The 19,723-nt window shown below is 74.2% G+C and carries 20 protein-coding genes and 1 tRNA gene; 11 read left to right on the top strand and 10 right to left on the bottom strand.

Annotation, left to right across the window (positions count from 1 at the left end; translation table 11 throughout):
- Entirely contained in the window at positions 1 to 927 is a 927-nt protein-coding gene (locus tag C5507_RS00280; RefSeq protein WP_104526546.1) for an alpha/beta fold hydrolase, read from the top strand.
- Between the two features lie 70 nt (positions 928 to 997).
- Here C5507_RS00280 and C5507_RS00275 read toward each other — a convergent pair whose 3' ends face one another.
- Genes C5507_RS00275 through nth form a run of 5 tightly spaced genes read right to left on the bottom strand, consistent with a single transcriptional unit; the run spans position 998 to position 4,785 of the window.
- Positions 998 to 2,179, bottom strand: coding sequence for a MarP family serine protease (locus tag C5507_RS00275; protein WP_104526545.1), 1,182 nt, complete (start codon positions 2,177 to 2,179; stop codon positions 998 to 1,000).
- Positions 2,180 to 2,184: 5 nt separating this feature from the next.
- Complete coding sequence (locus C5507_RS00270) at positions 2,185 to 2,634, bottom strand: plastocyanin/azurin family copper-binding protein (RefSeq protein WP_242611297.1); 450 nt, start codon at positions 2,632 to 2,634, stop codon at positions 2,185 to 2,187.
- Between the two features lie 14 nt (positions 2,635 to 2,648).
- Positions 2,649 to 3,410, bottom strand: a complete 762-nt coding sequence (locus C5507_RS00265) for an NUDIX hydrolase (protein WP_242611296.1) — start codon at positions 3,408 to 3,410, stop codon at positions 2,649 to 2,651.
- Positions 3,407 to 3,985, bottom strand: a complete 579-nt coding sequence (locus C5507_RS00260) for a TlpA family protein disulfide reductase (RefSeq protein ID WP_104526544.1) — start codon at positions 3,983 to 3,985, stop codon at positions 3,407 to 3,409. The genes C5507_RS00265 and C5507_RS00260 overlap by 4 nt, the downstream gene beginning before the upstream one ends.
- Complete coding sequence (gene nth / locus C5507_RS00255) at positions 3,985 to 4,785, bottom strand: endonuclease III (RefSeq protein ID WP_104526543.1); 801 nt, start codon at positions 4,783 to 4,785, stop codon at positions 3,985 to 3,987. Before nth ends, C5507_RS00260 begins: the two co-directional genes overlap by 1 nt.
- A gap of 100 nt (positions 4,786 to 4,885) precedes the next feature.
- On the opposite strand from nth, the gene C5507_RS00250 reads away from it, so the two are divergent.
- Positions 4,886 to 5,128 carry a hypothetical protein gene (locus tag C5507_RS00250; protein WP_104526542.1) on the top strand — a complete coding sequence of 81 codons (243 nt, stop codon included), beginning with the start codon at positions 4,886 to 4,888 and terminating at the stop codon, positions 5,126 to 5,128.
- Between the two features lie 147 nt (positions 5,129 to 5,275).
- A complete protein-coding gene (locus tag C5507_RS00245; protein WP_104526541.1) occupies positions 5,276 to 5,950 on the top strand; it encodes a Crp/Fnr family transcriptional regulator in 675 nt (224 codons plus the stop codon).
- Positions 5,951 to 6,022: 72 nt separating this feature from the next.
- Here the strand turns inward: C5507_RS00245 and C5507_RS00240 are convergent, their stop codons facing one another.
- Genes C5507_RS00240 through sp36 form a run of 3 tightly spaced genes read right to left on the bottom strand, consistent with a single transcriptional unit; the run spans position 6,023 to position 7,496 of the window.
- Positions 6,023 to 6,841: an NUDIX hydrolase gene (locus C5507_RS00240; RefSeq protein ID WP_104526540.1), complete on the bottom strand. Its 819-nt coding sequence runs from the start codon at positions 6,839 to 6,841 to the stop codon at positions 6,023 to 6,025.
- Positions 6,838 to 7,329, bottom strand: a complete 492-nt coding sequence (locus C5507_RS00235; RefSeq protein WP_104526539.1) for a RidA family protein — start codon at positions 7,327 to 7,329, stop codon at positions 6,838 to 6,840. Before C5507_RS00235 ends, C5507_RS00240 begins: the two co-directional genes overlap by 4 nt.
- A complete protein-coding gene (gene sp36 / locus C5507_RS22570) occupies positions 7,326 to 7,496 on the bottom strand; it encodes a Sp36 family protein (RefSeq protein WP_165400484.1) in 171 nt (56 codons plus the stop codon). The genes C5507_RS00235 and sp36 overlap by 4 nt, the downstream gene beginning before the upstream one ends.
- 134 nt (positions 7,497 to 7,630) lie before the next feature.
- Between sp36 and bagA the strand changes: the two genes are divergently transcribed.
- The 3 genes from bagA to C5507_RS00220 are packed head-to-tail and all read left to right on the top strand — an operon-like array spanning position 7,631 to position 12,136.
- Positions 7,631 to 8,626 carry an ATPase BagA gene (gene bagA, locus C5507_RS00230; RefSeq protein ID WP_104526710.1) on the top strand — a complete coding sequence of 332 codons (996 nt, stop codon included), beginning with the start codon at positions 7,631 to 7,633 and terminating at the stop codon, positions 8,624 to 8,626.
- Positions 8,623 to 9,837, top strand: a complete 1,215-nt coding sequence (bagB, locus tag C5507_RS00225; RefSeq protein ID WP_242611295.1) for an ATPase BagB — start codon at positions 8,623 to 8,625, stop codon at positions 9,835 to 9,837. Before bagA ends, bagB begins: the two co-directional genes overlap by 4 nt.
- Positions 9,838 to 9,877: 40 nt before the next feature.
- On the top strand, positions 9,878 to 12,136 hold the full coding sequence (locus C5507_RS00220) for a transglycosylase domain-containing protein (protein ID WP_104526537.1): 2,259 nt from the start codon (positions 9,878 to 9,880) through the stop codon (positions 12,134 to 12,136).
- A gap of 41 nt (positions 12,137 to 12,177) precedes the next feature.
- Here the strand turns inward: C5507_RS00220 and C5507_RS00215 are convergent, their stop codons facing one another.
- On the bottom strand, positions 12,178 to 12,630 hold the full coding sequence (locus C5507_RS00215; protein ID WP_104526536.1) for a GatB/YqeY domain-containing protein: 453 nt from the start codon (positions 12,628 to 12,630) through the stop codon (positions 12,178 to 12,180).
- Positions 12,631 to 12,682: 52 nt separating this feature from the next.
- Between C5507_RS00215 and C5507_RS00210 the strand changes: the two genes are divergently transcribed.
- Together C5507_RS00210 and C5507_RS00205 are read left to right on the top strand one after the other, a co-directional pair.
- Entirely contained in the window at positions 12,683 to 13,594 is a 912-nt protein-coding gene (locus tag C5507_RS00210; RefSeq protein ID WP_104526535.1) for a metallophosphoesterase, read from the top strand.
- An 80-nt stretch (positions 13,595 to 13,674) separates the two neighbouring features.
- Positions 13,675 to 13,748, top strand: a tRNA-Pro gene (locus C5507_RS00205).
- Positions 13,749 to 13,849: 101 nt separating this feature from the next.
- Here the strand turns inward: C5507_RS00205 and C5507_RS00200 are convergent.
- Positions 13,850 to 15,130 carry an MFS transporter gene (locus C5507_RS00200; protein ID WP_104526534.1) on the bottom strand — a complete coding sequence of 427 codons (1,281 nt, stop codon included), beginning with the start codon at positions 15,128 to 15,130 and terminating at the stop codon, positions 13,850 to 13,852.
- Positions 15,131 to 15,379: 249 nt separating this feature from the next.
- Between C5507_RS00200 and C5507_RS00195 the strand changes: the two genes are divergently transcribed.
- Genes C5507_RS00195 through C5507_RS00185 form a run of 3 tightly spaced genes read left to right on the top strand, consistent with a single transcriptional unit; the run spans position 15,380 to position 19,657 of the window.
- Positions 15,380 to 16,732 (top strand): hemolysin family protein, encoded by a 1,353-nt coding sequence (locus tag C5507_RS00195; protein WP_104526533.1) that lies wholly within the window; start codon positions 15,380 to 15,382, stop codon positions 16,730 to 16,732.
- On the top strand, positions 16,729 to 17,832 hold the full coding sequence (locus C5507_RS00190; protein ID WP_104526532.1) for a hemolysin family protein: 1,104 nt from the start codon (positions 16,729 to 16,731) through the stop codon (positions 17,830 to 17,832). Before C5507_RS00195 ends, C5507_RS00190 begins: the two co-directional genes overlap by 4 nt.
- Before the next feature lie 4 nt (positions 17,833 to 17,836).
- A complete protein-coding gene (locus tag C5507_RS00185) occupies positions 17,837 to 19,657 on the top strand; it encodes a S9 family peptidase (protein ID WP_104526709.1) in 1,821 nt (606 codons plus the stop codon).
- Positions 19,658 to 19,723 lie beyond the last annotated feature (66 nt).

Genomic DNA, 19,723 nt, shown 5'->3' with positions numbered 1-19,723 from the left:
GTGACCGTCCCCCCGGACGGCCGTCCCGACGCCACCAGCGTCCTGCTCCCCGGGCCGTGGACCCACCGCGACATCTCGGCCAACGGCATCCGGCTGCACGCCGCGGAGGCCGGTGAGGGTCCGCTGGTCCTGCTGCTGCACGGGTTCCCGCAGTTCTGGTGGACCTGGCGTGCGCAGCTGACCGGGCTGGCCGACGCCGGCTTCCGCGCCGTCGCCCCGGACCTGCGCGGGTACGGCGCCAGCGACAAGCCGCCTCGCGGGTACGACCTGCCCACCCTGGCGGCCGACGTCGCCGCCCTCGTGCGGGCCCTGGGCGAGCGGGACGCCGTCGTGGTCGGCCACGACTGGGGCGGCCTGCTCGGCTGGACGATGGCCGCCCTCCACCCGCGCACGGTGCGCCGGCTGGTCGTGCTCTCCATGGCACACCCGCGCCGGCTGCGGGCCGGGATGGCGTCCGGGGATCAGCGGCGCGCGTTCCGGCACGCGCTCGGCTTCCAGATGCCCCGGCTGCCCGAGCGCCGGCTGACCCGCCCGGACGACGACCCCGTCGCCGACCTGATGCAGCGCTGGGCCGGTCCGGACTGGGCTCGGACGGCGGACTTCGCGACCGCCGTGGAGCGCTACCGCGCCGCTGCCCGCATCCCCCAGGCCGCCTACGGCGCGATGGAGTACTACCGGTGGGCCGGTCGCTCGCAGCTGCGGCCCGACGGGCTGCGCTACGCCCGGCGGATGGCGGCCCCGGTCACCGCGCCGACCCTGCAGCTGCACGGCGCGCTGGACCCCTGTGTCCTGCCGGCCACCGCGCGCGGCTCGGGCCGCTACGTGGCCGGCGCCTACGAGTGGCGGGAGCTGCCGGGCATCGGCCACTTCCCGCACGAGGAGGCCCCCCACGAGGTCACCCGCGCCATCGTCGCCTGGGCCAGGTGACGTGCTGGAACGGCCCCTTCGCAGGGCCCCGACCTGAGCGGAGCGAAGGTCGGGGGGCGAAGGGGTCCTTCTATTCGCAGGGGCCGGTGCCGACCTCGGCGCGCGCCTGGCTGCCCGTCGTCGCTGCCGCGGCCACCTGCGGTCCGGTGAGCGCGTAGCCGGTCTGCGGGTCGTCGATCGCCGAGGCGAACACCACTCCCAGGACGCTGCCGTCGGGGGCGAACAGCGGCCCACCGGAGTTGCCGGCCCGCACCTGGCCGAACAGCGCGTACACGTCGCGGACCACCGTCCTGGTGTTCCGGAAGTCCGGCCCGCTGATCTCACCGCGGTCCCGGACGCGGGCGGAACCGACGTAGAACGGCCCGCCACCCGGGTAGCCCATGATGATCGCGTCGTCGCCGGTCTCGGCCTCGTCGGGCGTGAACGACAGCGGCACCTGCGGCAGCCCGGGCACCGCCAGGACCGCCACGTCGATCTCCTCGTCGACGAGCACGGGCACCGCGTCGTACTCCTCACCCTCGGCGACCACGACCGGATCGGTGACGCCGGCCAGCACGTGCGCGTTGGTCATGACCCGCTCCGGGGCGTAGACGAAGCCGGAGCCGTCGATCTGCCGCGAGCAGGACGGCGCGATGCCACGGATCCTGACGACCGAGCCCTGGACCGACGCCACGACCTGGCTGTTCTCCAGCGCAGGGTCGGGGGCCGGCACGTCGCGCGCCTCGGTCGGGGTGAGCGGGTCGAGCACGTCGGGCAGGCCGCGCCGGTCGATCGCCTCCCGCAGGCTGTCGTAGACCCGGCGCACGCCGTCGGGCACCGCGGCGTCGACCGCCTGCACCAGCGCCGACTGCCGCACCTGGCTGGCCACCTGCGGGAACGGCGAGCTCGCCAGCGGTGAGGCGACCATCCAGGCCACCAGCAGCACCGCCGCCGCCGACACGACCGCCCCGGCGACGGAGTCGACCATCTTGGCCGGCTCCCAGGTCACCCTGGACCGCACCGCCCGGCCGATCGCCCCGGCCAGGATCTGGCCCAGCAGCGCACCGGCGAGGACGACGACCAGCGCCGCGAACACCCGGGTGACGCTCGACCCGTCGATCCGGTCGGCGACCGGGCCGGAAAGCTGGGCGCCCAGGACGGCCCCGCCGAGGAAGCCGAGGATCGAGGTGGCCGACACCAGCAGCCCCTGGCGGAACCCGGACAGGGCGAAGGCGAGCGCGAGGACGATCAGCAGCAGGTCGACGAAGGACACGGCCGCTACCCGCTGACCGTCATCGTGCCCACCTGTCCCAGCTGCACGTGGAAGGTGCAGCTGAACGGGTAGTCGCCCGGGGTCGTGACCTCGAACTCGATGGTCTCCTCCTCCCCGGCGGCGAGCATGCTGATGCCCTCCTCCACGGGCGCCGGCAGCTCGTCGTCGGTGAACTCGAGGTTGTGCGGCATCTCCTCGGCGACGTTGACCACCGTGAGCCGGACCCGGCCCGGCTCGACGGTGAAGGTGTCCGGGGTGAAGAGGTAGTCGTCCTGCGTCTGCAGCGTGACCTCCTGGACGCCGTCGGCGCCGACGGTCACCTCGCCGAGGCCCTCGGGGACCGGCGCCGGCGCGGGCGGCTCCTCCGCCCCGCAGCCGACGAGGAGCACCATCGCGGCGGCGACCGCGGCCTTCTTGCAGGGGCCCGCCGCGAGCCTGCGAGCGGTGGGGGGCAAGGAGGTCCTTTCCGTCATCGGGGCCGAACCGTACGCGTCGCGGGGCCGTCCGGCGCGGGATCGGCCACCGTCGGCGCGGCGCCGTCGCCCGCCTCGTCGTCGTCCCCGGACCCCGGCAGGGTGTAGGGCCGCAGCATCGACTCGGGGATCGGGCGGACGTCGTGCTGGTCCCACGGCCGGGCCAGACCGGCCGCCTCGAGGATCGCCTCCAGCAGCCCGGCCGTGAAGCCCCACACCAGCATGTCGGCCACGGCGAACGCCGGCCCGACGTAACCCGACGGGTGTCGCAGCCGGAACCGGTTGCCCGGGTCCGCCAGCTCCGCGAGCGGCACCCGCGCCACCCTTGCCACCTCGTGCGGATCGCCGACGCTCACGTCGCGCGGGTCGTCCCACCAGCCCACCACCGGGACGACCAGGCGGTCCGACGGCGGCAGGTAGAGCTCCTGGAGCGTCGCGAGCACGCGCACCCCGTCCGGGTCGATCCCGGCCTCCTCCTGCGCCTCGCGCAGCGCCGTTCCCACGGGGAAGTCGTCCCCGGGATCCACCCCGCCACCCGGGAAGGCCGGCTGGCCGGCATGGCTGCGCAGGTGCGCCGACTTCTCGATGAGCAGGACGTCGGGCCCCTGGGCGCTCTCGCCGAACAGGATGAGCACCGCGGACCGCCGGGCGGTGGCACTGGCCTTCGGCATGCGGTGCCGCAGCGGCAGGTCCGCGGCGGCGTCCAGCAGCCGCTGCAGGTACCCGGGGAGCCCGTCCGCGTCCGGCCCGGCGTTCACAGCTGCACCCCGAGGTGCTCGCCGACCAGTGCCCGCAGTTCGTCGACGGAGGCCACGGGACCCGCCTCGGTGTGCACCAGGGCGCCGTCGGCGTCGAGGAAGTAGGTGAAGGGCAGCGCGTTGATCCCCAGCTCGGCCATCAGCTCGCCGTCGGCGTCGTACGCGCTGGGGAAGGTGACGCCGGCGTCCTGGGCGAAGGAGGTGGCCTGCGGGAGGCCGTCCTTGCTGATGACCCCCACCAGGCGGACCTCGTCCCCGGCGGTCTCGGCGAACCGCTGCAGGATCGGCATCTCCTCCCGGCACGGCGGGCACCAGCTCCCCCACAGGTTCACGACCATGGGGACGCCGGGGGCGCGGCCCAGGTCCAGGGACCCGCCGCCGGGGCAGTCGAAGGCCAGCGCCGGCAGTCGCTCGGCGCCGGTGGCACCGGTCGCGGGCTGCTCCGGGCACGGGGTCAACGGCGAGGGCGCCGCGGAGCCGCTCGGCGCGGCGGCGCGCGGGCCACCGTCCGAGGCGGTGCAGCCGGCGGCCAGCAGCGACAGCCCGGCGAGCAGGGCGGGGACCAGTCGGCGCATCACTCGGTGTCCGACGCGGCCGGGGTCTTCACCAGGCCGCCCGCCACCTCGGGGTCGACCGGTCCGATGCCGAACGAGGGGCACCACTGCGCCAGCCCGCAGGCACCGCAGGCCGCGCGCTTGGCGTGGCACACCCGCCGCCCGTGGAAGATCACCCGGTGGCTGAAGTCGGTCCACTCCTTCTTCGGGATCAGCTGCGCGATCTCCGCCTCGACCTTGACCGGGTCCTCCTCCGCGGTCCAGCCGAACCGGCGGACGAGGCGGCCGAAGTGGGTGTCGACGGTCAGCCCGGGCACGCCGAACGCGTTGCCCAGGACGACGTTGGCGGTCTTGCGGCCCACCCCCGGCAGGGTCACCAGGTCGGCCATCCGGCCGGGCACCTCGCCGTCGAAGCGCTCCACGAGCGCCTGCGCCAGACCCAGCGCGGAGTTCGCCTTGGCGCGGAAGAAGCCGGTCGGCTTGAGGATCTCCTCCAGCTCGGCCCGGTCGGCTCCGGCCAGCGCCGCGGCGTCGGGGTAGCGCGCGAACAGCGTCGGGGTCACCTTGTTGACGGTCTTGTCCGTGGTCTGCGCCGAGAGCACCGTGGCGACGAGCAGCTCGAAGGCGTTGGTGAAGTCCAGCTCGCAGTGCGCGTCGGGGTGGATCGAGGCCAGTTCCCGCGCCATCCGGCGGGCCCGCCGGGTGCGGCTCAGGGAAGTCTCCGCCGGGTCGTACGGCGAGGCGCCGGTCAGCGCCGCACGCGTGGGTCGGCGGGCTCGGGCAGGGCGCGCGTAGTCCGGGGAGGACGCGGGTGCGGACACGCGGTCGAGCGTAGGCGGCCCTGCCGACGCTCCGCTCCCGTGCCATGATCGAGGACGGTCCGCTCCCCCGGACCGCCGCCCGAGCAGAGGAGGACGCCCCGTGGTCTCCTTCAGCGTCATCCTCTTCCCGCCGCTGCTGATCGCCTTCCTGCTGGTCATGGAGCGGGTGGAGGAGCCCCTTCGCCGGCCGGCGTCACAGCGCGAGGTGAACGAGTTCCTCGCCAGTGCGACCCCCGGTGAGGTCGACACGCTGGCGTCGTCGGGCATCCGCAGGGCGCTGACGCGGTGGCGTCGTCGCCGTCGCGGCCGCAACGCGCGCACCGGCAACCCGCCGATGGTCTGAGGCCACCCAGGAGACCGTGTGGCCGCCGTCTCTCGCCCCAACGGGGTACGTCGTGGGACGCCGAACGGGTGACAGACCGCACAGCCACCTAGACTCGCTGCGGACGCGGGCACCCCTGCGTCCGCAGACAGTGTGAGAGGACGTGCAGTGGACGAGGTGCTGGCTCAGTCGGGGCTCTTCCAGGGGCTCTCCGAGGATGCGGTGGACCCCGTCATCAGCCGGCTCGAGACGATCACGCTGCCCCGCGGCCGCGTGGTGTTCAACGAGGGCGAGCCCGGCGACAGCCTCTACATCGTCATGACCGGCAAGATCAAGCTCTCCCGGCGCTCCCCGGACGGCCGCGAGAACGTGCTCGCCGTGATGGGTCCGTCCGACCAGTTCGGTGAGCTGTCGGTCTTCGACCCCGGTCCGCGCACCGCCACCGCGACCGCCGTCACCGACGTGAAGCTGGCCCGCATGCCGCAGTCGGTGCTGCTGCCCTGGATCGAGGCGCACCCGGAGATCGGCGAGCAGCTGCTGCGCGTGCTGGCCCGCCGCCTGCGCCGCACCAACGACTCCGTCGCCGACCTGATCTTCACCGACGTCCCCGGTCGCGTCGCCAAGGCTCTGCTGCAGATGGCCGACCGCTTCGGCAGCCGCGACTCCGATGGCCTGCGCGTCAAGCACGACCTCACGCAGGAGGAGCTCGCCCAGCTGGTCGGCGCCTCCCGCGAGACGGTGAACAAGGCCCTGGCCGACTTCGTGCACCGCGGCTGGATCCAGCTGCAGGGCAAGTCGGTCGTCGTCCTCGACGAGGAGCGCCTGCGCCGCCGCGCGCGCTGACCTCGCCGGCCACTGCGCGAAGAAGGACCCTTCCCGGCACCGGGAGGGGTCCTTCTCCGCGCAACGGCCCCGTCAGGACGGGAGCGGTACCGCCAGCCGGATGCGGGTGCCGTCGGGCAGGACCGCCCACTTCCCGTCCGGGGCCTCCTCGAAGACCGGGCTGATCGGCTCCATCGGCTGGGGTGGCGAGCCGGCGAGGGCCGCGGCGACGTCGGGGAAGGCCTGCAGCTGGGTGAGCGTGTGCGAGGTCGGCGGCAGCATCGGCCGCGTACCGGCGGCCAGCTCGGCCAGCGCGGAGGCCGGCGCGAGCCAGGCCGCCTCGTCGGCCTCCCCGGAGACGTCGCGCGCCTCCTGCCCCACCGGGAGCGCCGCGGCGAAGAACTTGGTGTCGTAGCGGCGCGGTTCCACCCGGGGGGTGATCCAGTGCGCGAACGGGCGGAGCAGGTCCGACCGCAGCAGCAGCCCGCGGTCGGCCAGCAGCTCGGCCAGGGACAGCTCCCGGGACAGCAGCGCCTGCCGCTGCTCCTCCCAGTCGGCACCCGACACGTCGGGCACGACCGCGCCGTCCGGCAGCCCGGCCAGCAGGACACCGGCCTCCTCGAACGTCTCGCGCACCGCGGCACACACCAGTTCGCGGGCCGTGCGCTCGTCGCAGCCGAAGGCGGTCGCCCACTGCGCCGGGGCCGGCCCGGCCCAGCCGAGGTCGGTCTCCCCGTCCCGCGGGTCGACCCCACCGCCGGGATAGGCGGTCATCCCCCCGGCGAACGGCATGCCCCTGGTCCGCCGCAGGAGGTAGACCTCGAGCCCGGCCGCGCCGTCGCGCAGCAGCAGGACGGTCGCGGCCTGCTTCGGCTCGGCGGCCGGGCGGCCGGAGGTGCCCTCGGAGGTCACCGCAGCTCGACGGTGAGCTCGACCTCCACCGGGGCACCGAGCGGCAGCTCGGCGACGCCGACCGCGCTCCGGGCGTGCGTGCCGGCGTCACCGAAGATCCGGCCCAGCAGCTCGCTGGCGCCGTTGACCACGCGCGGCTGCCCGGTGAACCCCTCGGCACTGGCCACGTAGCCGACGACGCGGACCACCCGGGCGACCGAGTCGAGCCCGACCAGGTCGTCGATCGCGGCCAGCGCGTTCAGGGCGCAGAGCTTGGCGTCGGCGGCGGCGGCCTCGACGTCGACCGAGCCGCCGACCTTGCCGGTGCGGCGCAGACCGCCGTCGACGAAGGGCAGCTGGCCGGAGGTGAACACCAGCGAGCCGGTGCGGATCGCCGGGACGTAGGAGGCCACCGGGGCCGCGACCGGCGGCAGCCGGATGCCGAGCTCGGCCAGCCGGGCGTGCCAGCTCGGCGCGGGGGCGCCGGCCGGCGACGCGGGGCCGGTCATGCCGGGCGCTTGAGGTAGGCCACCAGCTGGTCGGCGCCGCCCGGGCCCGGGAGCACGGTCACCAGCTCCCACCCGTCGACACCCCAGGAGTCCAGGATCGCCTTGGTGTTGTGCACCAACAGGGGGATGGTCGCGTATTCCCACTTCTGGCGGGCCGTGTCGCTCATGGACGCGACGCTACTGCAGCAGGTGACCTGAGCGGGCGGCCCCGTGGTGACGTGCTGGAACGGCCACCCTTCAGGGACCCGGACCGAGCTTGCGAGCGGTGGGGGGCACGGGGTCCTTCTTCTACGCTGGTGCGGTGACCTCCGATCCCTCCTCCGCACGTCTGCACGTGGTCACCGGCAAGGGAGGGACCGGCAAGACCACCGTCGCGGCCGCGCTGGCGCTCGCCCTGGCCGCCGACGGCCGCTCGGTCCTGCTGGTGGAGACCGAGGGCCGCCAGGGCATCGCCCAGCTCTTCGACACCCCGCCGCTGCCCTACGAGGAGCGCCGGGTCGCCGTCGCCCGCGGGGGCGGCGAGGTGAAGGCGCTGGCCATCGACGTCGAGGAGGCCCTGCTGGACTACCTCGACATGTTCTACAACCTCCGGCGGGCCGGTCGGGCGCTGCGGAAGATGGGCGCGATCGACTTCGCCACGGCCATCGCGCCAGGGCTGCGCGACGTGCTGATCACCGGCAAGATCAAGGAGGCCGTCACCCGCCGGCACGACGGCCGCCAGGTGTACGACGCGGTCGTCGTCGACGCCCCGCCCACCGGGCGGATCACCCGCTTCCTGGGCGTCACCGGCGAGATGTCGCAGCTGGCGCGCTCCGGGCCCATCAAGACGCAGAGCGACGGCGTCATGGCCGTGCTCCGGTCGCCGCAGACGGCGGTGCACCTGGTGACGATCCTGGAGGACATGCCGGTGCAGGAGACCGCCGACGCGATCGCCGAGCTGACCGCGGCCGGGCTGCCCATCGGTTCCGTCGTCGTCAACATGGCCGCCGAGCCGGTGCTGCCGGACGAGGACCTCGCCCGTGCCGCCGCCGGCGAGCTGACCGGCGCCGACCTCACGCCGGCGCTGGCCGGGGCGCAGCTCCCCGGCGGCGCCGAGCTCGCCGACGCGCTGGCCGCCGAGGTGGTGGAGCACGCCCGCCGCTGGGCGGCGCAGGACGCGCTGCGCGCGGAGGTGGACGCGCTGGGCCGGCCGACCGTCGAGCTGCCGCTGCTCCCGGGACCGGTGGACCTGGGCTGCCTGTTCGAGCTGGCCGGGCGGCTCGAGGAGCACCTGGACGCCGCCGAGGTCGCCGCGTGAGCGCTCGGCAGGAGGAGGCACCCGCGGCGAGCCGGCGGCAGGCGCCCCCCATGGACCTGGGCGCGCTGATCGCCGACCCTGCCACCCGGATCGTGGTGTGCTGCGGCGCCGGCGGCGTCGGCAAGACGACCAGCTCCGCGGCGCTGGCGCTGGCCGCCGCCGAGGCCGGGCGCACCGTCGTCGTCCTCACCATCGACCCCGCCCGTCGGCTGGCGCAGAGCCTCGGTCTGGTGGAGCTGGACAACGAGCCACGGCGGGTGGACGTCCCGGGGGCACCGGGCGAACTGCACGCGATGATGCTGGACATGAAGCGGACGTTCGACGACATCGTGTCCGCGCACTCCACGCCCGAGCGGGCGCAGGCGATCCTGGAGAACCCCTTCTACCAGGCGCTCTCCTCGTCGTTCTCCGGGACGCAGGAGTACATGGCGATGGAGAAGCTGGGGCAGCTGCGGGCCAGCGACAACTGGGACCTGATCATCGTGGACACGCCTCCGTCCCGGTCGGCGCTGGACTTCCTGGACGCCCCGAACCGGATGAGCCGCTTCCTCGACGGCACGATGATCCGGCTTCTCATGGCGCCGAGCCGGGCGGGCTTCAAGTTCGCCAGCGCCGGTTTCCTGCTGTTCAGCCGGATCGTGAGCAAGATCCTCGGCGGCCAGCTGCTGCGCGACATCTCCGCCTTCGTGGCCGCCCTGGACACGATGTTCGGCGGCTTCCGTGAGCGGGCGACCGCCACCTACGAACTCCTCCGCCGTCCGGGCACCTGGTTCGTGGTGGTCGCCGCCCCCGAGCCGGACGCGCTGCGGGAGGCCTCCTACTTCGTCGACCGGCTGTCGGCGGAGGGCATGCCGCTGGCCGGGCTGGTCGTCAACCGCACCCACCCCCCTGCGACGACGGCGCTGTCGGCCACCCGGGCCGAGGGCGCGGCGGAGGGCGTCGCCGACGGCGGCGGGCCGTCCGCCGCACTCGCCGCCGCGGCGCTGCGCGTGCACGCCGGGCGGATGCAGCTCGCCGCCCGCGAGCAGCACCTGGCCGACCGGTTCACCAGCGCCCATCCCGACGTCGCCGTCCGCACCGTCCCCGCCGCCGCGGGCGACGTCCACGACCTCGACGGACTGCGGGTGATGGCCGAGGCGCTGACCGGGCCGGACGCCGACACGCCGACCGGGACCCCGCGCACGCGCGTCCTGCCCGCGCGCCGCGGCTGACCCGGCCGTCCGGCGCTCCGGACGTCGTACGCTGACCGCGATGTCGGAGAACGCGCGCATCCGGACCCGTCTGCTCGCCAAGCTCGCCGCGACCATCGTCGTCGCAGGCGCGCTCGTGGCCGGCCTCATGCTGCCCTGGATCGGCGGCACGGGGCTGATCGCCAGGAACTCCGCGACCCTGCTGGACGCCCTTCCGGTGGAGCTCACCGACGAGTCGCCGGCCGGCGCCACCCGGGTGCTGGCGGCCGACGGCTCGCTGATCACCAACATCTACGAGCAGAACCGGACGCCGGTCCCCTCCGACCAGATCGCCGACGTCATGAAGCAGGCTCTCGTCGACATCGAGGACTCCCGCTTCTACGACCACAACGGCCTGGACGTGCAGGGCACGATGCGGGCGCTGCTGACGAACCTCGCGGCGGGCCAGGTCCGCGAGGGCGGCTCCACGATCACCCAGCAGCTGGTGAAGCAGACGCTGCTGGAGACGGCCGACACCCAGGCCGAGCGCGACGCCGCGGTCGAGCAGGACGGCGTCGCGGGCGTGGCCCGCAAGCTGCGCGAGGCCCGCCTGGCGATGGCGCTGGAGGAGAGGTACGAGAAGGACGAGATCCTCACCCGCTATCTGAACCTCGTCTACTTCGGCCAGGGCGCGTACGGCATCCAGGCCGCGGCCCAGCGCTATTTCAGCGTGAACGCGGCCGACCTCACGCTGCCGCAGGCCGCGATGCTCGCCGGGCTGGTCCAGAGCCCGTTCTACGACGAGCCGATCAACAACCCGGAGAACGCGCAGATCCGCCGCAACCAGGTGCTGCAGCGGATGTTCGACCTCGAGCACATCTCCGAGCAGGAGTTCACCGAGATCTCCGCCCAGCCGGTGCAGGTGGCGCCGGGGCTGAACCCGCCGAACGGCTGCATCGACGCCACGATCGGCGGCTTCTTCTGCGCCTTCGCGCTGCAGCACGTCACCGGCACGCTGGGGGTCTCCCAGGCCGAGCTCGAGCGCGGCGGCTACACCATCCGGACGACGCTGCGCCCCGACCTGCAGGCGCACGGCGACCAGGCGGTCCTCGACACCCTCGCGATGGGCGACCGCCTCGCCGGTATGTTCACCGCCATCGAGCCGGGCACCGGGCACGTGCTGGCGATGAGCGTGAACCGCCGGTACGGGTGCTCCGACCCCGACTGCGAGTCCGTCGTCCTCAACACCGTGGCCAGCAAGGGCGCGGGCTCGACCTACAAGGTCTTCACCGCGGCGGCCGCGCTCGAGGCGGACATCGGCGCCGGGACCACGATCACCACCCCCGGCAACCGGTACACCTCGCGGGTGTACCGGGGTCCCGCCTGCGGCGCCGAGGACCGCAACGGCACCAACGAGCGCGGCATGTACTGCGTCGAGAACGTCGGCAACTACCCCGACACGCTGGACATGGTCGGCGCGCTCATCCGCTCGTCGAACACCTACTTCCTGGCGCTGGAGGACCGGCTGGGCAGCGTGGAGGGCCCGGTCCGCATGTCCGAGCGCCTGGGCATGACCTACGACCAGCCCACCCAGAACTCGGCGGACGAGATCGTCGAGGGCAATTTCGGCTCCTTCACGCTCGGCGCCGAGGCCACCAGCCCGCTGGACCTGGCGAACGCCTACGCCACGCTCGGCGCCGAGGGCACCCGCTGCACCCCCCTCCCGGTGCTCGAGGTGCTCGACCGGACGGGGGCGCCGGCCACCGGCGCGGACGGGCAGCCCCTGGTGATCGAGGACAACTGCACGGAGGCCGTCTCCCCGGCCATCGCCAACACGCTCAGCCAGATCCTGGTGGGGGACGTCTCCACCCCGGCGGGCACCGGCACCCGGGCCGCCATCCCCGGTCGCGAGATCGCCGGCAAGACCGGGACGTCGCAGGGCCGGGACTCGGTCGCCTTCGTGGGCTACATGCCCGAGTACGCGGCCAGCGTGATGGTGTTCAACCCCAAGGAGAAGCAAGACGTCGGCGGGTTCGGCGGCAACATGCCCGCGACGATCTGGCGCAACGCGATGGCGCCGTTCCTGGCCGACAAGGAGACCTCCCCGTTCCCGCCGGCCGACCAGAAACTGCTGAACGGCGGCCGCCCCGCTCCGCGGCCGACACCCTCCCCTGCCCCGGCACCCGCACCCGCCCCGGCTCCGGCTCCGGCTCCGGCACCTGAGCCGGTGCCAGACCAGACACCGATCGTCCCGCCCGCGGGTGAAGAGGGCGGCGAGCCGCCCACCGCCACAGGGCCGGACGGGACCGACACCGGGGCCGCTGGGCCGGCCGGGGCCTGAAGGACCGGCGTCGCCGGCCGGCGACGCCGGTCCGGTGCAGCTCAGCCGAGCTGGCGACGCACCTCGGCGGCCACCCGCGAGCCCTCGGCCCGCCCGGCGACGACGCCGTTGGCCGCGCCCATGACCTTGCCCATGTCCTTCATGCCCGAGGCGCCGGTCCGCGTGATGACGTCGGCGACGATGGCCGCCAGGTCGGCGTCCTCGAGCTGGGCCGGCAGATAGGCGGCCAGCACCTCGCCCTCGGCCTGCTCGCGGGCGGCCTGCTCGGCCCTGCCCGCGGAGCCGAACGCGTCGGCGGCCTCGCGCCGCTTCTTCGCCTCCCGACGGAGCACGGCCTGCACCTCGTCGTCGGAGAGCTCCCGGGCCTCCTTGCCCGACACCTCCTCGGCGCTGACCGCGGCGAGCACCATGCGCAGCGTGGCGGTGCGCAGCTCGTCGCGGGCCTTCATGGCGGTGGTCAGGTCGGCGCGCAGCTGTTCCTTGAGGTCGGACACGAGGTCCAGCGTGACACGACACCTTTCCGGCACGCGCCCGTAGGCTCTCCGGGTGCGCTGGTACACCGCCGTCCCCACCGCCGCCGTCGCCTCGGGCGCGGCGGTGACCGCCTACGCGAGCCTGTACGAGCGCACGCGCTGGACGCTGCGCCGCTTCGAGCTGCCGGTGCTGGACCCGGGCTCCGCGCCGCTGACCGTCCTGCACATCTCCGACCTGCACATGACCGCCGGTCAGCGCTCGAAGCAGGAGTGGGTGGCCGGGCTCGCGGCGCTCGAGCCGGACCTGGTGATCAACACCGGCGACAACCTGGCCGGGCACGACGCCGTGCCGGGGACCCTGCGCGCCCTCGACCCGCTGATGGACCGTCCCGGCGCCTTCGTGCTGGCCAGCAACGACTACTACGCCCCGCGGCCGAAGAACCCGCTCAAGTACTTCAAGCGCGACCACAAGCGGGTGCACGGCGACGAGCTGCCCTGGCGCGACCTGCGCGACGGCATGCGCGAGCGCGGCTGGCTGGACCTGACCAACGCCCGCGGCGAGCTGGAGGTGGGCGGCCGGCGGATCTCCTTCGCCGGCGTCGACGACTCGCACCTCGAACGGGACCGGTACGACCTGGTGGCAGGCGTGGCCGACCGCTCCGCCGACCTGCGCATCGGCCTGGCCCACTCCCCCGAGCCGCGGGTGCTCGACCACTTCGCCGCCGACGGCCACGACCTGCTGCTGTGCGGGCACACCCACGGCGGGCAGCTGCGGGTGCCCTTCTACGGCGCGCTGGTCACCAACTGCGGCATCGACCGCGCCCGGGTGCGCTGGCTGCACCGCTGGGCCCCGCCGGGGCCGGCGCGCCCGGCCGGCACGTGGCTGCACATCTCGGCCGGCCTGGGCACCAGCCCGTACGCGCCGGTGCGCTTCGCCTGCCCGCCGGAGGCGACGCTGCTGACCCTCACGGCGCGCCCGGCCTGAGGAAGGGCGGCCCAGGGGAAGGAGCCCCGACCCGGCGCCGACCCGGTGGAAGGGGAGCGCTAGACTCCTCCTGCGCACCTCGGGGTGTGGCGCAGCTTGGTAGCGCGCGTCGTTCGGGACGACGAGGCCGCAGGTTCAAATCCTGTCACCCCGACAACAGCTCAGGGGCCGCCGATTCGGCGGCCCCTGAGTCGTTCCGGCCCCGGAACGCCCACCGGCACGGCGCCCGGGGGACGCCGTGCCGGTGGTGGTGGATCAGGTGCGGGCGAGCCGCGGCGGCACGTTCATCCGCCGTGCGTCGACCAGGAACAGCGCGGCGATGCCCACGATGGGCAGCAGCGTGAGCTGGACCAGGCCGGCGCCGTCCCAGCCCATGCTCCCGACCAGGCGGGCGAACAGCAGCCCGGAGAAGGCCGCGGCCACGTAGTAGGTGAGCATGAACAGGCCGGCCCCGCGGCCCACGTGCTCGGGGCGCACCGCCCGCTGCATCGCCGTCGTGCAGTTGGTGAACAGGAAGCCGCTGGCGAAGGCGCCCATGAGGAACGCCAGCACGTACTGGGCACCCGCGCCCTCGGCGAACCGGTAGGCCAGCAGCGCCGTCAGGGAGGACCCGACGAAGCCGATCGCGAGCAGCATCCGCTGGTCGTAGCGGTCGGCCAGCCAGCCGACCGGCAGCGCCGTCATGGCACCGAAGCCGATGAGCGACGCGGCGAGCGCGGCCTGCGGGGGCTGGAAGCCCAGCTGCTCCTGGAGGAAGGTCGGGTAGAGGCCCAGGAAGCCGTAGAAGACCAGGCCGGAAATGGCCGAGGCGATGCCCAGGCCCAGCGTGCCGCGGTTGTAGGGGCTGGCGGGCACGTGCGCGTAGGAGGCGGTGTCGGCGGTGCCGGAGCGGCCGGCGACGGCCTCGCTCATCGCGCGGGGGACGGCCACCGCGAGGATCAGCGCCATGACCAGCCCGGCGGCGCCGAACACGTAGAACGGCGTGCGCCAGGTGTCGGAGGCGGTGGCCAGGGACTGACCGACGATCGGCCCGAGGAAGACCCCGAGACCGAACGCGACGCCGATGAAGCCTGCCGCCAGCGCACGACGGTGGAAGAAGAAGGCGCCGATGACGGCGTAGATCGCCGTCGCCTGGACGCCCTCGCCGATACCCGAGACGAGGCGGTAGACGGACATGTCGCCGAACCCGGCGGACAGCGGGATGGCGACCGTGCCCAGCGAGTAGACGACCACGCTGACGACGATGATCCACTTCCGGGACAGCCGGTCCAGCAGGTAGCCGGCGGGCACGCCGGTGAGCGCGATGCCCAGGGTGAACCCGGTGGCGAGCAGGCCGGTCTGGTCCAGGGAGAACCCGAAGTCCTCCCGGATCTGCGGCAGGAGCGGGTAGAAGACCTGCCGGTCCATGGCGTTGAGCATGTACGACAGGCACAGCACGGTGAAGCCGATGATCACGGCGGTCGTCGACGCCGTCGTGCTCGGCCCGGCGGCCGGTGCGGATTCCGGCTCGGGCGCCCGGGTGCGGGACTGGGTCATGGGGGCTCCTGGACTCGTGGTCAGATGTCCGTAGTGCGGACGACGGTCCGCATAGGGTGCAGATCACATGTGACCCCCGTCAAGCCCCCGCCGCCCGACGTGATCCCGCGTATGCGCGAGCACGAGACAGATGACGCACGCGTAGCGGACATTTGTCCGCTGTCCTCGGTGGCGCGGCCCCGGCCGGCGGCCGGCCACGCGCGACCGCCACCGGTTGGACCGGCCCCCAGGGGGGCACCGTCCCCCGCGATGACCGAATGGGTGCTCCTCCTCGCCGCCGTCGTGCTGACGGCCTTCACCGGGTTCTTCGTCGCCGCCGAGTTCTCGCTGACCACCGTCGACCGCGGCCGGGCCGAGGAGGCGGCGGACAGCGGGAACCGGCGCGGGCGCAGCGTCGTCCGTGCGCTGCAGACGCTGTCCACCCAGCTCTCCGCCGCCCAGCTGGGCATCACGATCACCACGCTGCTGGTCGGCTACCTCGCCGAGCCCGCGATCGGCCAGCTGCTGCGCGGTCCGCTCGAGGCCGTCGGCCTGAGCGGCGGGTCGGTGACGGCGGTGTCGGTCGCGTCGGCCATCGCGCTGGCGACGACGCTGCAGATGCTGCTGGGCGAGCTCGGGCCGAAGAACCTGGCCATCGCCAACCCGCTGGCCGTCGCGGGCTTCATCGCCCCGGGCATGCGCGGCTTCACCCGCGTCGCCGGCCCGCTGGTCGGGAGCCTGCAACGGGTGTCGAACGCCATCGTGCGGCGGCTGGGTTTCGAGCCCCGGGAAGAGCTCGACACCGCCCGCGACGCCGAGGGGCTGGCCGCCGTCGCCCGCCGGTCGGCGGCCGACGGCGACCTCTCGCCCGTCGCCGCACGGCTGCTGGAGCGCTCGCTGAAGCTCGGCGGGAAGTACGCCACCGACGTCATGACGCCCCGCACCCAGCTCTGGACCCTGCGGGCCAGCGCCACCGCCGCCGACGTCATCGCCGCCGCGGTCGAGTCCGGCAACTCCCGCTTCCCCGTCTACGGCTCCGACCTGGACGAGGTGACCGGTGTGGTGCACGTCAAGCACGCCGTCGCCGTCCCGGAGGCCGAGCGGGCCACGCGGACCGCCGGGGAGCTGGCGGTCCCGGTGCTGGCGGTCCCCTCCTCGATGCACCTCGAGCGGCTGCTGGACCTGCTGCGGGACCAGGGGCTGCAACTGGCGCTCGTCGTCGACGAGTGGGGGGCGACGCACGGTGTGGTGACCCTGGAGGACATCGTGGAGGAGCTGGTCGGCGAGATCGCCGACGAGACCGACCAGCCGCTGCGCGCGCTGCGCCGGGTGGACGCCGACACGTGGGTGCTCTCCGGCCTGCTGCGCCCCGACGAGGTCCAGGAGCGCGCCGGCATCGCCGTCCCCGAGGGGCGGTACGAGACGCTCGCCGGCTTCCTCACCGACGAGCTGCAGCGACTGCCCGAGGAGGGCGATGTCGTCCGCGTCGACGGGTTCGAGCTCGCCGTCGAGACCGTGCAGGGACGACGGGTCGCTCGTGTCGTGGCGCGCCGCCTGCCCGCCCCGGTGGGCGACGACGCGGTCGAGCCGGTGACGGCCGACCGCGAGCAGGTCCCCGCATGACCGCGGTCAGCCTGCTGGTCCTGGTGGCGCTGCTGCTGGGCAACGCCTTCTTCGTGGCCGCGGAGTTCGCGCTGGTCTCCGCACGCGTCGACCAGATCGAGCCACGGGCCGAGGCCGGGCAGCCGCGCGCGGTGAAGACCCTGGCGGCGATGCGCAACGTGTCGCAGATGATGGCCGGGGCCCAGCTCGGCATCACGCTGTGCTCCCTGGGCCTGGGCATGGTCGGTGAACCGGCGGTGGCACACCTGATCGAGGTGCCGCTGCACGCCGCCGGGGTGCCCGACGCGCTGCTGCACCCCATCTCGCTGGTCATCGCGCTCTCCCTGGTGACCGTGCTGCACATCGTCCTGGGCGAGATGGTGCCCAAGAACATCACCATCGCCGGCCCCGACAGGGCCGCGCTGGCGCTGGGCCCGCCGCTGGCGGTGATGGTTCGGCTGCTCAAGCCGTTCATCTGGTTCTTCAACACCATCGCCAACGGGTTCGTGCGGCTGTTCGGCGTGCAGCCCACCGACGAGGTGGCCGCCAGCTTCGACGCCGGCGAGATCCGCTCGATGGTCACCCAGTCGCAGCAGGAGGGGCACCTCGGCGCCGGGATGGGTGAGCTGGCCGCCGGCGCGCTCGCCTTCGAGCACACCGACCTCTCCTCGGTCCTCCTGCCGCTCGACCGGCTGGTCACCGTCCCCCGCCGCACGACCCCGCGGGAGCTGGAGGGCGTCGTGGCCGAGCACGGCTTCAGCCGTTACCCGGTCTGCGACGAGGGCGACGAGCCGGCCGGCTACGTGCACGTGAAGGACGTGCTCGACGTCCCGGTCGACCGCCGGGACCAGCCCATGCCGGACCGGGACGTCCTGCCGTTCGTGGAGCTGCGCGCCGGCGACCCGCTGCCGGAGGTGCTGGCCACCATGCGCAAGGCCGGCGCCCACCTCGGCCTGGTCCGGGACGGCGACGGCATCCGCGGCATCGTGGCGCTGGAGGACGTGCTCGAGCAGCTGATCGGTGACGTGCGGGACGCCGCCGCCGAACGACGCCGGGTCGACGAGCGCCGGCCCCGCGTCGAGGGCGCCGCCGCGACCGGCGCGGGGGGCGGGGGAAGATGACCGGGTGAGCGACCCGAGCACCGTCCCCGCACTCCCCCTCGCGGTCACCGCCCGCTGGCAGGCGCGGTTCCGCGCACCCCGGGTGTCGCTGCCGGACTGGGCCGAGGAGGCGCCGCACCGGAACGTCTACTCCTCCGACGTCAGCGGCGTCGTCGAGCAGTACGCCTGGGACCGCTCGACCGACGAGCACCGGCCGGTGACCGACCGACCCAACGGCACGCTGATCAGCACCCTCAGCCCGGACGGCGGGACCATCTGGTGGTTCGCCGACACCGACGGCGACGAGTTCGGCGTCTGGATGACCCAGCCGTTCCCCGGCGGCGAGGACACCGTGGCCGTCCCCGAGGTGGGAGCGGCCTACCCGGCGGGGCTGGAGGTCGGCCGCTCGCTCGTCGCGATCGGGCGGAGCACCGACGACGGCAGCGAGCTGTGGCTGGCGCCGCACGGCGGGACGCCCCGGGTGATCTACCGGCACGCCGACCCGGCGTCCGTCGACGCCCTCACCCGGGACGACGAGCTGCTGGTCGTCTCGCACTCCGAGCACGGCGATCCGCGCTACCCCGCGTTGCGCGTGCTGCGCACGGCCGGCACCACCGAGGACTCCCCCGCGGTCGTCACGGAGAAGTGGGACGGCGAGGGGCTCGGCCTGCACGCGCTGGAGTTCGCCCCGCTCCCCGGTGACCGCCGGCTCCTCGTCGGCCACGAGCGGCGCGGCCGGGAGGAGCTGCTGATCTGGGACGTCGAGGCCGGCACCGAGACCGAGCTCGTCCTCGACCTGCCCGGTGACGTGACGGCCGGCTGGTACCCCGACGGCACGGCGCTGCTGGTCGGGCACGACCACGCCGCCCGCACGGAGCTGTACCGCTACGACCTCGCGACCGGTGTGCTGGAGAAGCTGGACACGCCGCCGGGCGTCGTCCGGGGCGCCACCGCGCGCCCCGACGGCACCGTCGAGCTGGCCTGGTCGAACTCCGAGCTGCCGCCGGTGATCCGCCGCGCGGACGGGCCGGTGGTCCTGTCCGTCGCCGACGAGGACCCGCCGGCGGCCTACCCGGTGGAGGACCGCTGGGTGCCCGGCCCCGGTGGGGACATCCACGCGCTGCTCGTCCGGCCCGCCGGCCGGGGTGGGCCGGCCGGACCGTTCGCCACGGCGTTCCTCGTGCACGGCGGCCCGGAGGCGGCCGACGACGACTCCTACCGCGCCCGCCGCGCGGCCTACGTGGACGCCGGGTACGCGGTGGTGCACGTGAACTACCGCGGCTCGACCGGCTACGGGTCGGCCTGGCGGGACGCGCTCACCGGCCGGCCGGGGCTCACCGAGCTCGAGGACATCGGCGCGGTCCACGATGCGCTGGTCGCCGAGGGCGTCGTCGACCCGCGGCGCACGCTGCTGACCGGCGGTTCGTGGGGCGGGTTCCTCACGCTGCTCGGACTGGGCACCCAGCCGGAGCGCTGGACGGCCGGCATCGCCGAGGTGCCGGTGGCCGACTACCTGGCCGCCTACGAGGACGAGATGGAGGGGCTGCGGGCCTACGACCGGGCGCTGTTCGGCGGCTCACCGGCGGAGGTGCGGGACGTGTACGTGCGGTCCTCCCCGATCACCTACGCCGACGCCGTCGCCGCGCCGGTGCTCGTGGTGGCCGGCGCGAACGACCCGCGCTGCCCCATCCGGCAGATCGACAACTACCTCGGCCGGCTCGAGGAGCTGGGCAAGGAGCACGAGGTCTACCGGTTCGACGCCGGCCACGGGTCGCTGGTCATCGAGGAGACCATCCGGCAGGTCGAGGTCGCGCTGGACTTCGCCCTGCGCCACGTGCGGCCCTGACCCCGGGCGCTTTCGCCTCTCCCCCCATCGAGGGAGGCCGGCGGTAGCGCGTAACCCTGCGGCGGC

It is taken from the genome of Blastococcus saxobsidens (assembly GCF_002938435.1).
Taxonomy (GTDB): domain Bacteria; phylum Actinomycetota; class Actinomycetes; order Mycobacteriales; family Geodermatophilaceae; genus Blastococcus; species Blastococcus saxobsidens.
Note: the sequence above shows the minus strand (reverse complement) of the source record. Positions and strands in the feature narration are given on the sequence as shown.

Bases quoted from the DNA above. Each gene is read 5' to 3' on its own strand.
- C5507_RS00260 (WP_104526544.1), bottom strand. From the start codon at position 3,985: ATGCGCCGACTGGTCCCCGCCCTGCTCGCCGGGCTGTCGCTGCTGGCC.
- C5507_RS00235 (WP_104526539.1), bottom strand. From the start codon at position 7,329: ATGACCGGCCCCGCGTCGCCGGCCGGCGCCCCCGCGCCGAGCTGGCAC.
- sp36 (WP_165400484.1), bottom strand. From the start codon at position 7,496: ATGAGCGACACGGCCCGCCAGAAGTGGGAATACGCGACCATCCCCCTG.
- C5507_RS00220 (WP_104526537.1), top strand. From the start codon at position 9,878: ATGTCGGAGAACGCGCGCATCCGGACCCGTCTGCTCGCCAAGCTCGCC.
- C5507_RS00200 (WP_104526534.1), bottom strand. From the start codon at position 15,130: ATGACCCAGTCCCGCACCCGGGCGCCCGAGCCGGAATCCGCACCGGCC.
- C5507_RS00195 (WP_104526533.1), top strand. From the start codon at position 15,380: ATGACCGAATGGGTGCTCCTCCTCGCCGCCGTCGTGCTGACGGCCTTC.
- C5507_RS00190 (WP_104526532.1), top strand. From the start codon at position 16,729: ATGACCGCGGTCAGCCTGCTGGTCCTGGTGGCGCTGCTGCTGGGCAAC.